Annotated in this window: 12 protein-coding genes and 1 pseudogene; 4 read left to right on the plus strand and 9 right to left on the minus strand. The window is 68.1% G+C overall.

The window, feature by feature from the left end; translation table 11 throughout:
• Window positions 1-223: 223 nt before the first annotated feature.
• From AC1G9C_RS16500 to AC1G9C_RS16515, 4 genes are read right to left on the minus strand one after another with little or no spacing between them, the layout of a single operon-like run.
• On the minus strand, window positions 224-910 hold the full coding sequence (locus AC1G9C_RS16500; protein WP_480408214.1) for an LrgB family protein: 687 nt from the start codon (window positions 908-910) through the stop codon (window positions 224-226).
• A complete protein-coding gene (locus AC1G9C_RS16505; protein ID WP_480408215.1) occupies window positions 907-1,260 on the minus strand; it encodes a CidA/LrgA family protein in 354 nt (117 codons plus the stop codon). The genes AC1G9C_RS16500 and AC1G9C_RS16505 overlap by 4 nt, the downstream gene beginning before the upstream one ends.
• A 15-nt stretch (window positions 1,261-1,275) precedes the next feature.
• Complete coding sequence (locus AC1G9C_RS16510; RefSeq protein WP_397498199.1) at window positions 1,276-1,785, minus strand: DUF934 domain-containing protein; 510 nt, start codon at window positions 1,783-1,785, stop codon at window positions 1,276-1,278.
• Complete coding sequence (locus AC1G9C_RS16515) at window positions 1,782-3,449, minus strand: nitrite/sulfite reductase (protein ID WP_480408216.1); 1,668 nt, start codon at window positions 3,447-3,449, stop codon at window positions 1,782-1,784. Before AC1G9C_RS16515 ends, AC1G9C_RS16510 begins: the two co-directional genes overlap by 4 nt.
• 339 nt (window positions 3,450-3,788) lie before the next feature.
• Between AC1G9C_RS16515 and ccoG the strand changes: the two genes are divergently transcribed.
• Together ccoG and mapR are read left to right on the plus strand one after the other, a co-directional pair.
• Window positions 3,789-5,201 carry a cytochrome c oxidase accessory protein CcoG gene (gene ccoG, locus AC1G9C_RS16520; RefSeq protein ID WP_480408217.1) on the plus strand — a complete coding sequence of 471 codons (1,413 nt, stop codon included), beginning with the start codon at window positions 3,789-3,791 and terminating at the stop codon, window positions 5,199-5,201.
• A 204-nt stretch (window positions 5,202-5,405) separates the two neighbouring features.
• Window positions 5,406-6,818 (plus strand): GntR family transcriptional regulator MpaR, encoded by a 1,413-nt coding sequence (gene mapR / locus AC1G9C_RS16525; protein ID WP_480408218.1) that lies wholly within the window; start codon window positions 5,406-5,408, stop codon window positions 6,816-6,818.
• A gap of 73 nt (window positions 6,819-6,891) precedes the next feature.
• Here the strand turns inward: mapR and AC1G9C_RS16530 are convergent, their stop codons facing one another.
• Window positions 6,892-7,545, minus strand: a complete 654-nt coding sequence (locus tag AC1G9C_RS16530; RefSeq protein ID WP_480408219.1) for a TIGR04211 family SH3 domain-containing protein — start codon at window positions 7,543-7,545, stop codon at window positions 6,892-6,894.
• A 225-nt stretch (window positions 7,546-7,770) separates the two neighbouring features.
• The gene (locus AC1G9C_RS16535; RefSeq protein ID WP_021441952.1) at window positions 7,771-8,172 is read right to left on the minus strand and encodes a hypothetical protein; all 402 of its coding nucleotides are present in this window, start codon (window positions 8,170-8,172) and stop codon (window positions 7,771-7,773) included.
• A gap of 125 nt (window positions 8,173-8,297) precedes the next feature.
• Between AC1G9C_RS16535 and AC1G9C_RS16540 the strand changes: the two genes are divergently transcribed.
• On the plus strand, window positions 8,298-8,690 hold the full coding sequence (locus AC1G9C_RS16540) for a YbaY family lipoprotein (RefSeq protein WP_480408220.1): 393 nt from the start codon (window positions 8,298-8,300) through the stop codon (window positions 8,688-8,690).
• Window positions 8,691-8,749: 59 nt separating this feature from the next.
• Window positions 8,750-9,427, plus strand: a complete 678-nt coding sequence (locus AC1G9C_RS16545) for a DUF4197 domain-containing protein (protein ID WP_480408221.1) — start codon at window positions 8,750-8,752, stop codon at window positions 9,425-9,427.
• 67 nt (window positions 9,428-9,494) lie between these two features.
• Here AC1G9C_RS16545 and AC1G9C_RS16550 read toward each other — a convergent pair whose 3' ends face one another.
• From AC1G9C_RS16550 to AC1G9C_RS16560, 3 genes and pseudogenes are all read right to left on the minus strand, one after another.
• Window positions 9,495-10,274, minus strand: coding sequence for an EAL domain-containing protein (locus tag AC1G9C_RS16550; protein ID WP_397496371.1), 780 nt, complete (start codon window positions 10,272-10,274; stop codon window positions 9,495-9,497).
• Between the two features lie 147 nt (window positions 10,275-10,421).
• Entirely contained in the window at window positions 10,422-11,285 is an 864-nt protein-coding gene (locus AC1G9C_RS16555) for a methyl-accepting chemotaxis protein (RefSeq protein ID WP_480410418.1), read from the minus strand.
• A 39-nt stretch (window positions 11,286-11,324) separates the two neighbouring features.
• A pseudogene (locus tag AC1G9C_RS16560) lies at window positions 11,325-12,182 on the minus strand (CHASE3 domain-containing protein); the annotation flags it as partial.
• Between the last annotated feature and the right edge of the window lie 34 nt (window positions 12,183-12,216).

A 12,216-nucleotide genomic window follows, 5' to 3' on the forward strand; every position in this document is an offset into this window, starting at 1 on the left:
GGGCAATGGCCGCCGATCGGCGGCGCGGCGGGAGGAAGGGTGTTCCAGGCCTCTTGGCGGGCGTATTCCGCTCGTGCCGCCGGCAGGAGCAATATGCGTGCCGCTGAAAGGATTCAGCGCTGGATCGGGCCTCGCCGCGCGCCGGGAGGCACGATACGGTGGCGAGTTCTCGCCAAAGGCGGCGGACCCGCGCGGCGCCGGTGGCGGAATTCCGCCCCGCGCTTCAGGTGGACAGCAGCAGGGGCAACAGCAGCGCCGTGGCGATCCCCAGCAGGCTCATGGCCAGGGCGGCGAAGGCGCCGCACTCCTCGCCTTCCTGCAGGGCATGGGCGGTGCCGATGGCATGGGCATTGATGCCGTAGCTGAGGCCTCGGGCAGCCGGGTGCTCGACCCTGGCCCAGCGCAGCAGCCAGGGGCCGAGCGCGGTGCCGATCACCCCGGTGAGCATCACCAGCACCGCCGCCAGCGAGGCGATGCCGCCGATCTGTTCGGCCACCGGCATGGCGATCGGCATGGTTACCGATTTCGGCGCCAGGCTCATCAGCACCACCCAGTCGGCGCCCAGCGCCCAGCCGATGGCCAGGGTCAGCGTCACCGACAGCACGCCGCCGGCCAGCAGGGTGAGCATGATCGGCCAGAACAGCTGGCGGATGCGCTTGATGTTGTGCTGCAGCGGCACCGCCAGGGCCAGGGTGGCCGGGCCGAGCAGCCAGGCGATGGGCTCGGCGCCGGCGCGGTAGGTGGCGTAATCCACCCCGCACAGCAGCAGGGTGGCGACGATCAGCGTCACCGACACCAGCACCGGCTGCAGCAGCAGCCAGCCGCTGCGCCGATACAGCCAGGCGGCGATCAGAAAGGCCGCCAGGGTCAGGCCGATGGCGAACAGCGGATGCGCGGCCAGGGCATTCATCGCTGACGCTCCTGGCGGCGGATCAGGGTCTGCAGCAGCCAGCCGCAGAACGGCACGGTGACCAGCAGTGACAGCACCAGGGCCGTGGCGATCACCGGCAGCTCAGCCAGCAGCAGCTCGCTGCTGGTCATGATCCCGGCGGCCGGCACCGCCAGCAGCAACGGCAGGTAGGGCAACAGGCCATTCGCCGCCTGCTGCAGCGGCTCGGGCACCGCGCCGCGCCACATCAGCCAGGCCGACAGCAGTAGCAGGCCGATGATCGAGCCCGGCAGCATGGGCAGCAGCCACTGGTTCAGGGTCACACCCAACAACTGCAGCAACACCAGCCAGAACAGGCCTCGCAACATCATGATCTCGACTCCTCCTTAATTGCGCCCCCGGCGAAACAGCGGACGCGGCTCGATGGCCGAACGACCATACAACACACTGAGCCCGGCCAGGCCCTTGAGAGCATCCTCCAGCGACTTGTCGGCGCGCACGGCGAAGGCATCGAAACCGCACTGGCGCATATGCGCCAGCTGGTCACGCAGCACATCGCCCACCGCGCGCAGTTCGCCGCGCCAGCCCAGACGGGTGCGCAGCAGGTAGGCCTGGCTGTAGCCGCGGCCGTCGCGGAAGCTGGGGAAGTCGATGGCGATCAGCGGCAGGCTGGCGAGAAACGGCTGCAGCGCTTCCGGCTCGTCATCCACCTGCAACAGCAGGCCGTCGGCGCTCGCCGCCCTGCCCTGCAGCACTTCGGCCGACTGCCGTTCGCGCCAGGCGGCCAGCGGCAGGATCTGCGGCGCCGCGCCAGCGCTGTCGGCGTCATGCAGTTGCCAGGGGTCGTCGGTGACGATGCGGGCCTGGCCCTCGACCAGGCGGATCAGATTGTTCATGCCACCGCCTCCCGGGCGTAGACGCGCTCCTTGAACGGCTCCAGGCCGATGCGCTGGAAGGTGTCGAGAAAACCTTCGTTCAGCTCGCGGTAGTCGACGTAGGTCTGCACGATGCGCTCGATCACCTCGGGCACCTGCTCGGCGGCGAACGCCGGGCCGATCACCTTGCCCAGCGCCGCCTGCCAGCCCTGGCTGCCGCCGAGGGTGAGCTGGTACCACTCGCTGCCGTTCTTGTCGACGCCGAGGATGCCGACGTTGCCGATATGGTGGTGGCCGCAGGCGTTCATGCAGCCGGAGATGTTCAGGCTGATATCGCCCAGGTCGTGCAGGTAGTCGAGGTCGTCGAAGCGCTGCTGGATGGCCTGGGCGATGGGGATCGACTTGGCGTTGGCCAGCGAGCAGAAGTCACCGCCCGGGCAGGCGATGATGTCGGTGAGCAGGCCGGCGTTGGCCGTGCCCAGCCCGGCCGCCCGGGCTTCGGTCCATAGCGCATGGAGGTCGCGCTTGCGCACGTCGGGCAGCACCAGGTTCTGTTCGTGGGCCACGCGAATCTCGCCGAAACCGTAGCGCTCGCTCCAGTCGGCCAGCGCCTCCATCTGCTCGGCGCTGACGTCGCCGGGCGGCGCGCTGATGCCGGGTTTGGTCGACAGCACCACGCTAGCGTAACCGGGCACCTGATGCGCCATGACGTTGCGCGACACCCAGCGGGCGAAGTCCGCGTCGCGCGCCAGCTGGGTGCCGAAGTCGATATCGGCATCGGCCAGCTCGGCATAGGCCGGCTTGTGGAAGGAGGCGGCGACGCGCCGGTATTCCTCATCGGTGAGCCGCGCCGGGCCGTCCTTGATCGACTGCCACTCGCGCTCCACCTCGGCGGCGAAGGCCTCGATGCCGAGCGCCTTGACCAGGATTTTGATCCGCGCCTTGTACTTGTTGTCGCGCCGGCCGTGGCGGTTGTACACGCGCAGGATGGCCTCGACGTAGGACAGGCAGTCCTGCCAGTGCAGCCCCTCGCGCAGGGGCTGGGCGATGATCGGCGTGCGCCCCAGGCCACCGCCGACCAGCACCCGCAGGCGCAACGCGCCGGCCTCGTCGCGATGCAGCTGCAGGCCGATATCGTGCACCTGGATCGCCGCGCGATCCTCGGCGGCGGCGCACAGGGCGATCTTGAACTTGCGCGGCAGGAACAGGAATTCCGGGTTGACCGTCGACCACTGGCGGAGGATCTCGGCCAGCGGACGCGGGTCGAGGTACTCGTCGGCGGCAACGCCGGCGAAGGCTTCGGTGGTGATGTTGCGCACGCAGTTGCCGGAGGTCTGGATGGCATGCATGTCGTGCTCGGCCAGCCAGTCGAGGATGTCCGCCACGCGCTCGAGCTCGATCCAGTTGAACTGGATGTTCTGCCGCGTGGTGAAGTGGCCATAGCCCCGGTCGTACGCGCGGGCGATATGCGCCAGCGCGCGCATCTGGCTGGCCGACAGGGTGCCGTAGGGGATCGCCACCCGCAGCATGTAGGCATGCTTCTGCAGGTACAGGCCGTTCTGCAGGCGCAGCGGCAGGAACTCCTCTTCGCTCAGCTCGCCTTCCAGGCGCCGCTGTACCTGGTCGCGGAACTGGGCGACGCGCTCGCGCACCAGCGCACGGTCAAAATCGTCGTATTGGTACATGCCGGCAGGCCTCCTGATCACGGGCGTCGACTATGCCTGCCGGGCGTGTTTCGAAAACAGCGCCAGAAAAGCCTAAAAAAACCAGATCAGATAAGCGAAAGAAGGCTGTGGCTTACCGGAGATTGGCGCGGCGCGATGTCGCAGGCCGATGCCTGTAGCGCTCAGGCTGAAATCCACAGCAGCCAGAGATGGCGTGGCCTGGAGACCTGTCAGGCAGTTTTCCCGGCGCCCACCGGCCGCATCTGATCCGCTTTTTTTACGAAAACCTGAGACTGTTTCGCAAACAGTTCGCCTCGGATCATGGCGCCAGCCTGATTAACGCCTGATGAGGGCAACGCCATGACCGAGCTGATCCCCGTGCGGGCCGTCGAGAGCATCGACCCTGCCAAACCCATCCGCCTGACGCCGGCCCAGGCCGGTGGGCCGATCCACACCCGCAGCTTCACCGGGCGCTTTCGCAACCTGCGCCTGCTCGGCGCCGGCCTGCTGTTCCTGCTGTTCTTCGGCACCGCCTGGATCGACTGGAACGACCGCCAGGCCGTGCTCTGGGATCTGGGAGCGCGTCAGTTCCATATCTTCGGCGCCACCTACTGGCCGCAGGATTTCATCCTGCTCTCGGCCATCCTGATCATCGCCGCCTTCGGCCTGTTCTTCATCACCGTGCTGGCCGGACGCGTCTGGTGCGGCTACGCCTGCCCACAGAGCGTGTGGACCTGGATCTTCATGCGCGTGGAGCAGCTCACCGAAGGCGACCGCGGCCAGCGCATCAAGCTCGACGCCGCACCCTGGTCGCTGCACAAGGTCCTGCGTCGCGGCGCCAAGCACGGCCTGTGGCTGGCGGTGAGCCTGGTCACCGCGCTGGCCTTCGTCGGCTACTTCACCCCGATTCGCCAGCTGACCCTGGACCTGGCGACCCTCGAGGTCGGCGCCACCACGGCCTTCTGGGTGCTGTTCTTCACCGCCGCCACCTATATCAACGCCGGCTGGCTGCGCGAGAAGGTGTGCCGCGACATGTGCCCCTACTCGCGCTTTCAGAGCGTGATGTTCGACCGCGACACGCTGATCGTCTCCTACGACGCCGCCCGCGGCGAGAACCGCGGGCCGCGCCGCAAGGACGCCGACTACAAGACCGAAGGTCTGGGCGACTGCATCGACTGCACCATGTGCGTACAGGTCTGCCCCACCGGCATCGACATCCGCGACGGCCTGCAACTGGACTGCATCGGCTGCGGCGCCTGCATCGACGCCTGCGACAGCGTGATGGACAAGCTCGGCTATGCTCGCGGCCTGGTGCGTTACGGCTCCGAGCGCGAGCTGGCCGGCGGCAAGACCCGCTGGCTGAGGCCCAACCTGGTCGGCCATGCGGCGATGCTGGCGCTGATGATCGGCGCCTTCGCCTGGGCCCTGGCCGAGCGCCCGCTGCTGTCGCTGGACGTGACCCGCGACCGCGGCCTGTACCGCGAGAACGCCCTGGGCCAGATCGAGAACATCTACAGCCTGAAGATCATCAACAAGACCCAGCAGGCGCGCAGCTACAGCATCGCCCTGGTCGAACCGGGCGACTTCGAGCTGCATGGGCCGAGCACGCTGCATCTGGCCCCCGGCGAGATCCGCGACCTGCCGGTCAGCGTCGCCCTGACCGCCACGCGCAATGGCGCCGGCCCGCAGCACCTGCAATTCGAGGTGACCGACCAAGCCGAGCCGGACAGCCGCGTCGCCACCCGCAGCACCTTCCTCGCCCCGCTGCGCTGAAACCTTCTAGCCCGGATGCCATCCGGGGCCGTCCGCTGCGCGGATGGCACCCGGGCTACACCTACCCTGTAGGCGCGGTTTGATCCGCGATTCGCCCAGCACGCCCGACGGTCCCGCCCGAACGACTCACGAGGCCCTGCCATGTCCGCCGTTCACCCCGTAAAGTGTTCGCCCGTACCCCTTGCACCGGTGAACCAGGACAGGATGAAACGCTACGAGAAATTCGCCGACGAGATCGCCGAGCTGATCCGCAGCGGCGTGCTCGCCCCAGGCGAGAAGGTGCCCTCGGTGCGCCACGCCAGCCGCACCTACGGGGTCAGCCCGTCCACCGTGTTCCAGGCCTACTACCTGCTGGAGGATCGCGGCCTGATCCAGGCCCGCGCCCGCTCCGGCTACTTCGTCCGCGAGCACGCGCAGCGCCCGCTGCACGAGCCGGAAGCGGCCGTACGCGCCGCGCAGACCACCGAGGTGGACGTCAGCGAACTGGTGTTCTCCGTGCTCGCCTCGCTGAAAGACCCTGACACCGTGCCCTTCGGTTCGGCCTTCCCCAGCCCCGACCTGTTCCCCCTGCCGCGCCTGGCGCGCAGCATGGCACACGCCCTGCGCGAGCTGTCGCCGCACGCGGTGATCGCCGACATGACCGCCGGCAACCCCGACCTGCGTCGGCAGATCGCCCTGCGCTACATGGTCAGCGGGGTGATGCTGCCGATGGAGGAGCTGGTGATCAGCAACGGCGCCATGGAGGCGCTCAACCTCTGCCTGCAGTGCGTCACCCAGCCGGGCGACCTGGTGGCCATCGAGTCGCCGGCCTTCTACGCCTGCCTGCAGGTGCTGGAGCGGCTCAAGCTCAAGGCGGTGGAAATTCCCGTGCACCCGCGCGAAGGCATCGACCTGGCGGCGCTGGCCGACAGCCTGCAGCGCCTGCCGATCAAGGCCTGCTGGTTCATGAGCAGCCTGCAGAACCCGCTCGGCGCGAGCATGAGCGAGGCGAAGAAACAGGCGCTGTACGAGCTGCTGGTGCGCCACCAGGTGCCGCTGATCGAGGACGACGTCTACGCCGAGCTGTACTTCGCCAGCCAGCCGCCCAAGCCGGTGAAGAGCTTCGACCGCGAAGGCCTGGTGATGCACTGTGGCTCCTTCTCCAAGAGCCTGGCACCCGGCTACCGGGTCGGCTGGGTGGCCGGCGGGCGCTACGCCGAGCAGATCGCCCGGCTCAAGCTGATGACCACCATCTCGCCCTCGGTGCCGGCCCAGGCGGCCATTGCCGACTACCTGCAGCACGGCGGCTACGACCGCCACCTGCGCAAGCTGCGCCACGCCCTGGAAATGCAGCAGGGCGCCATGCTCGCCTCCGCCGCCCGGTATTTTCCCGCCAGCACGCGGGTGACGCGGCCGGCCGGCGGTTATTTTCTCTGGTTCGAATTCCCCGAACGGCTGGACTCCCTGCAACTGCTGCGCCTGGCGCTGGCCCAGGGCATCAGCCTGGCGCCGGGACCGATCTTCTCCGCCAGCCAGGGCTTTCGTCACTGCGCCCGCCTGAACCACGGCCACCCCTGGGACGCGCGCAGCGAACAGGCCATGGAGGTGCTCGGCCGACTGGTAGCGGGGTTGCTCTAACAAGCGACCATGTTCCGTAGCCCGGATGCAATCCGGGAGCGCTCCGGGCAATCGCCCGGCACTTGAGCCGGGCTCAGAACCACTGATCGTTGCGCTTGCGCTTGACCCGCAGCATGGTCGGCAGGATCAGCCCGAGCAGCAGCCCGGCGCCGGCGATGCCGCCGCCGTAGACCATGTAGCGCATCAGCACCTGCTGCTGCTCCTCGCCCAGCTGCGCCTGGGCATCGCGCAACTCGGCGCGGGCCGTGGTCAGCTCGCTGTCCAGCGCGCTGCGGGCCGCCTGCAGCTCGTCGATCAGTTGCTTGCGCGAGTCCAGGGTCTCCTGCATGCCCTGCACGCGGGCCTTCCAGGCGTCGTCGATGCCTTTCAGCTCAGCGGACAACTCGGCCACCTGCTGCTCCAGCTGCGGCAGGCGCTCGGCCTGGCCGGGCACGGCCTGCAGGTCGCGGCTGGGAATCCACACGGCGTTGCCGTTCTCCGCACGCACCTGGCTGTAATCGCCCTGGCTGCGCAGCAGCTCGACCTTCTGCCCGGAACTCAGCGTGCCGACGATGCGGTAACCGTCGGTCGGCCCGCTGCGCACGTAGGTGTTCAGGCTGTCGCTGACCCAGCGCGCATTGCCGGCCTCCTCGGCCTGTGCCGCAGGGGCGAGCGCCAGCACACCGCCGAACAGGCAGGCGGCGAAGGGTCGAGTCGGAATAACGGGGAAATGACGGAATAAGGGCATGGGCGATCTTCACGTGGCGACGAAAACGAAGCCCGCCGGGCGGGCGCGGTGCGAGGTCGGCCACAGGCAGCGCCATGGGCTGCAGCGGAGGCACCGGGGCCGCGCTGAGGAGGCCTTCAGCCAGCCGGCCAATGGCCACCCACGCCGCCCCGGCGGGCCGACAGGAGAAAGACCGGGGCGAGCGCCGTGAGTTCACTCGCGCGCCTGGAGGCGAGACGGGTGGCCTCAGCTGTCGCGAAACAGATCGTGCGCATCGAGCAGGCGCCAGGCGATCTCCGGACGCTTCTCCAGGGCGCGGCGGATCGCCGCCGGGATCGCCTGGCGGGTCTTGCGGCACAGGCCCGGCTGCTCGTCGAAGCGAAAGCCGATGCCGCGCATGCTGCGCACCTCGCCATGGCCGGGGGCGATATGCAGGCCAATGCCGAGCTGCTCGAACATGCGCTGCTGCAAGCGCTCGAGCTCCTCCAGACTCTGCAGATTTTCCAGGCGCTCGAGCAGGCGCTGCTCCTCCTGACGGGTGAGCAGCAGGATGCGCGTGTCGGCGCCCGGCGCGTCCAGCAACTGTTCGCGCCGACAGTCGCAGACGCCCGCTGGGCAGGGATGACGAAGCGGTGGCAGGGAAGTCATGGGCTAGGATCATAGCCAGCCGCGAATGCCGTTGCCCACTGCCGCGTCGTGCAGGGCGATGGCCGGGCCAGGCAACCTCTCGCCGTCGCCGGGGTCTGACAGCCCTGATCAACCAAGGAGCCACCATGCAACGCCTATCCCTGCTGCTCTGCAGCGCCCTGCTCGCCGCCTGCAGCAGCAGCGCCGAGATGCACCGCCTCAGCGGCGAAGTCTTCTACCTGCAGCGCAGCGCCCTGCCGCCGCAGGCCACCCTGGAGGTCAGCCTGCTCGACGTGTCGCTAGCCGACGCACCGGCCAAGGTGCTGGCCCGTCAGGCCGGGCCGGTGGCCGGCCAGGTACCGCTACCCTTCAGCCTCGCCTACGACCCGACGCAGCTGCAGCCCGGCCATCGCTACGCGGTCAGCGCGCGCATCGAGGCGGACGGTCGGCTGCTGTTCATCACCACCGAACAGCACGGCGTCGCGCTCGACGGCAGCGACCCGCAGCCGCTGCGCATCCGCGTCGACGCCCTGCATTGAGCAGGCCCTGCAGCAGCCGTTAAGCTGGCCCCACTCTCACCCGCACAAGGAAGACCACCATGCTTCGCCTCACCACAGTCGCCGCCGCCCTGCTGCTCTCGGCCAGCGCCTTCGCCCTGTCCCTCTCCGACCTGAGCCAGCAGGACGCCAGCGGCGGCCTCAAGGACGCGTTGACCCAGGGTGCCCAGGTGGCGGTCAAGCAGCTCGGCACGCCCGGCGGCTTCAGCGACAACCCGGATGTGCGCATCGAGCTGCCGGGCCACCTCGGCAAGGCCGCCAAGACCATGAAGATGATGGGCATGGGCGCCCAGGTCGAGCAGCTGGAGGCGAGCATGAACAAGGCCGCCGAAGCCGCCGTGCCGCAGGCCCAGGCGCTGCTGGTAGACGCCGTGAAGAAGATGACCCTGACCGATGCCAAGGCGATTCTCGCCGGCCCCGCAGACTCCGCCACTCAGTACCTGAACCAGAGCAGTCGCGAGCAGATCCGCGCCAAGTTCCTGCCCATCGTCAAGCAGGCCACCGACCAGGTCGGTCTGGCCCAGCAGTACAACGCCTTCGCTGGCCAGGCCGCGGCCTTCGGCGTGGTCGACGCCAAGAGCAGCACGGTGGAAGGTTACGTCACCGAGCAGGCGCTCAACGGCCTGTTCGAGATGATTGCCGTGCAGGAAGCGAACATCCGCCAGAACCCGGCCGGCGCCGCCACCAGCCTGGCGAAGAAGGTATTCGGCGCGCTCTGATCGCCGCCTGCCGCGACAACGCCCCGCTCGGCCCCCGGCCGGCGGGGCGTTTTACCTGGTGCCCAGCTCAGGGCCGGCTGAGCGCGCCGAGCTGCGGCCGGGCAAACAGGTAGCCCTGCATGTAGCGGATGCCCAGTTCGATCAGCGCGTCGCGCTCGCCGGCGCTTTCGATGCCTTCGGCGATGATGCGGATGCCCAGCCGCCGCGCCACCAGGACGATGCCGGCGACTATCGCCTGGCGCACCGGGTCCTGGTCGATGCCACGGGTCAGCACCATGTCCAGCTTGAGCACGTGCGGCTGGAAGGTGGCCAGCAGGTTGAGCCCGGAGTAGCCGGCGCCGAAGTCGTCGATGGCGGTGGTGAAGCCCTGCCGGCCGTATTCGGCGAAGATCCGCTTGAGGTGCTCGGCATCGTGGATCTGCTCGCCCTCGGTGACCTCGAACATCAGCCGCTCGCGGGGGAATTCGAAACGCCTGGCCGCCTCCAGCGTCGCGCGGATGCAGGTCTCGGCGCGGTACACCGCATTGGGCAGGAAGTTGATGCTGAGCAGGCAATCGGGGATTTCGTGCAGGCCGAGACGAGCCGCCTGCTCGATGGCCTTGACCCGGCAGGCCTGGTCGAAGCGATAGCGGTTGCCATCGTTGACCCGCCCGAGAATCTCCCCCGCCGACTCGCCGTTGACGCCGCGCACCAGCGCCTCATAGGCGAAGGGGCGCCGCTCCTCGACATCCAGAATCAGCTGAAAGGCCATGGTGAAGTCGAACCCCAGCGCCTCGGGGTTGCGGCACTCGGCGCAGCCGAGCGGGCGAAAGGGTTGGGGGAAGAAACTCTGGCTGTCACTGTTCATGGGAGCATCCTGGTCAGGGGCGAAGACCACTGTTGGCGCGGGCCCGTCGCTGAAGCCCGGCACTTCGTAACTGACAAAAGCACAACGCCTCGGCCCGGATGGCGCACCGCCGCGACCGACAGACGGAGGATAGCCTGCTCCGCGCCATCAGAGCCGGAAGAAGGCTACCTGTTTTTCCAGAGACAGCGCCAACTGCTGAAGGGCCTGGGCAGTACGCGAGGTATCCGCCACCGCCTCGCTGTTCTGCTGCGACATCTGCGCGATGCGCTCGACGTTGCGCGCCACGTCCTGGCTGGCCACCGTCTGTTCGCGCAGCGCCAGGGAAATCTGATCGACCACGCCGACCACGCGCCCCGAAGCTTCGCGGATGCTGACGATGGCGTCGCCGGCCTGGCTGGCCTGCTCCACTCCGCTGCTGACCTGCTGCACGCCGACCTCCATGTTGCCCACCGCATTGCGCGTGCCGTTCTGGATCTTCTTGATCATCTCGGTGATCTCCTGGGTGGAATTGGCCGTGCGTTGCGCCAGCAGGCGTACCTCGTCGGCCACCACGGCGAAACCGCGCCCCTGCTCGCCGGCCCGTGCCGCCTCGATGGCCGCGTTGAGCGCCAGCAGGTTGGTCTGGTCGGCGATCGCCTTGATCACGTTGACGATGGAGGAAATCTGGTCCGAGTGCTGGCCCAGCTCGCCGATCTGCGCGGCCGCGCCCTGCACGGTGTCGGCGATGCGCCGCATGCTCGACAGGGTGTGCTGGATCACCGTACCGCCTTCCGACGACTGCCGGCCCGACTCGCTGGACAGGCTGTGGGCCTCGTTGGCGTTGTCAGCGACATGGTTGATGCTGACGGTCAGCTCCTCCACCGTGGCGGCCATGCTGGACGCCGCGTGGGACTGCTCCTGAGTGGACACCGACAACTGGCTGGCGGCGCTGGAGATGTTCTGCGCGGCGCCGACCAGCTGCTCGGCGCCGCTGCGGATCTGCCCGATCATCTCGCGCAGGCGCTCCTGCATGGTGGCGAAGGCGTCCAGCAGCACACCGATCTCGTCGCGGCCGGCGCGCTCGATACGCGCATCGAGACGCCCCTCGGCGATGCTGCGCGCCACGTCGACGACCGGCTGCAGGCGTCCGGCGATGCTGCGCGACAGGGCGAAGGCGACGCTGATGGCGAGCACCGCAGCAATCAGCCCACCGCTCAGCAGAGTTACCAGCGACGACGACTTGGCCGCCTGCATGGCGAGGTTGCGCTGCGCGAGCAGACCGTTCTCCTCGGCCTGCAGATCGGCCAGCAGCTGGCGCATGGCGTCCATCTTGGCCTTGTCGCGCCCCGCGCTGATCTGCGCGATAACCGCCTCCATCGACTGCGCACCGGCCACCACCTGGCGGCGTAGCTCGACGTTGCCGTGGATATCCTCGCGCGCCCACTGATCGTGCAGGGCCTGCAACTGGCTCAGGCGCTGCTGCTGCTTGGGGTTGTCGGCGGTCAGACGGCGCAGTTGCGCGAGGTGTTGCTGAAAGCTGCGCTCGCCCTCGTTCAGCGGTGCGAGAAACTGCTCGCCGCCGGTGATGGCGAAACCGCGCATGCCGGTCTCGATATTGATCAGGCTGGTCAGCAGCGAGGCCGACGCGTTGAGCACATCGTAGGTGTGGATATTGCGCTTGACCGTGCTGTCGACCTCGGCAAAACCGCGCCAGGTCGACAACACCAGAATCAGGATGATCAGCAGGACGACGCCGAAACCCGCATACAGCTTCTGGGAAATGCTGAGATTGGCAAACATGGAGACCTCTGAGTCGCAAGGGGCAGACAGTGCGCCGGGGCTAACGGCCCTCGGCAATGCTCGGAGCGCCGACAGAAACGGCATCCATGGCGATGGCCAGCGCAAAAATGGCACAGCGCCATTATGCATATCGATACAATAATTGTACAAGATATTCTCTATG

The organism is Pseudomonas sp. ABa2 (genome assembly GCF_056676075.1).

What these genes read in the sequence shown, in the direction of transcription:
- AC1G9C_RS16500 (WP_480408214.1), bottom strand. Translation starts at nt 910, where the DNA reads ATGAATGCCCTGGCCGCGCATCCGCTGTTCGCCATCGGCCTGACCCTG.
- AC1G9C_RS16505 (WP_480408215.1), bottom strand. Translation starts at nt 1,260, where the DNA reads ATGATGTTGCGAGGCCTGTTCTGGCTGGTGTTGCTGCAGTTGTTGGGT.
- AC1G9C_RS16510 (WP_397498199.1), bottom strand. Translation starts at nt 1,785, where the DNA reads ATGAACAATCTGATCCGCCTGGTCGAGGGCCAGGCCCGCATCGTCACC.
- AC1G9C_RS16515 (WP_480408216.1), bottom strand. Translation starts at nt 3,449, where the DNA reads ATGTACCAATACGACGATTTTGACCGTGCGCTGGTGCGCGAGCGCGTC.
- ccoG (WP_480408217.1), top strand. Translation starts at nt 3,789, where the DNA reads ATGACCGAGCTGATCCCCGTGCGGGCCGTCGAGAGCATCGACCCTGCC.
- mapR (WP_480408218.1), top strand. Translation starts at nt 5,406, where the DNA reads ATGAAACGCTACGAGAAATTCGCCGACGAGATCGCCGAGCTGATCCGC.
- AC1G9C_RS16530 (WP_480408219.1), bottom strand. Translation starts at nt 7,545, where the DNA reads ATGCCCTTATTCCGTCATTTCCCCGTTATTCCGACTCGACCCTTCGCC.
- AC1G9C_RS16535 (WP_021441952.1), bottom strand. Translation starts at nt 8,172, where the DNA reads ATGACTTCCCTGCCACCGCTTCGTCATCCCTGCCCAGCGGGCGTCTGC.
- AC1G9C_RS16540 (WP_480408220.1), top strand. Translation starts at nt 8,298, where the DNA reads ATGCAACGCCTATCCCTGCTGCTCTGCAGCGCCCTGCTCGCCGCCTGC.
- AC1G9C_RS16545 (WP_480408221.1), top strand. Translation starts at nt 8,750, where the DNA reads ATGCTTCGCCTCACCACAGTCGCCGCCGCCCTGCTGCTCTCGGCCAGC.
- AC1G9C_RS16550 (WP_397496371.1), bottom strand. Translation starts at nt 10,274, where the DNA reads ATGAACAGTGACAGCCAGAGTTTCTTCCCCCAACCCTTTCGCCCGCTC.
- AC1G9C_RS16555 (WP_480410418.1), bottom strand. Translation starts at nt 11,285, where the DNA reads ATGCAGGAGCGCCTGCGCGAGATGATCGGGCAGATCCGCAGCGGCGCC.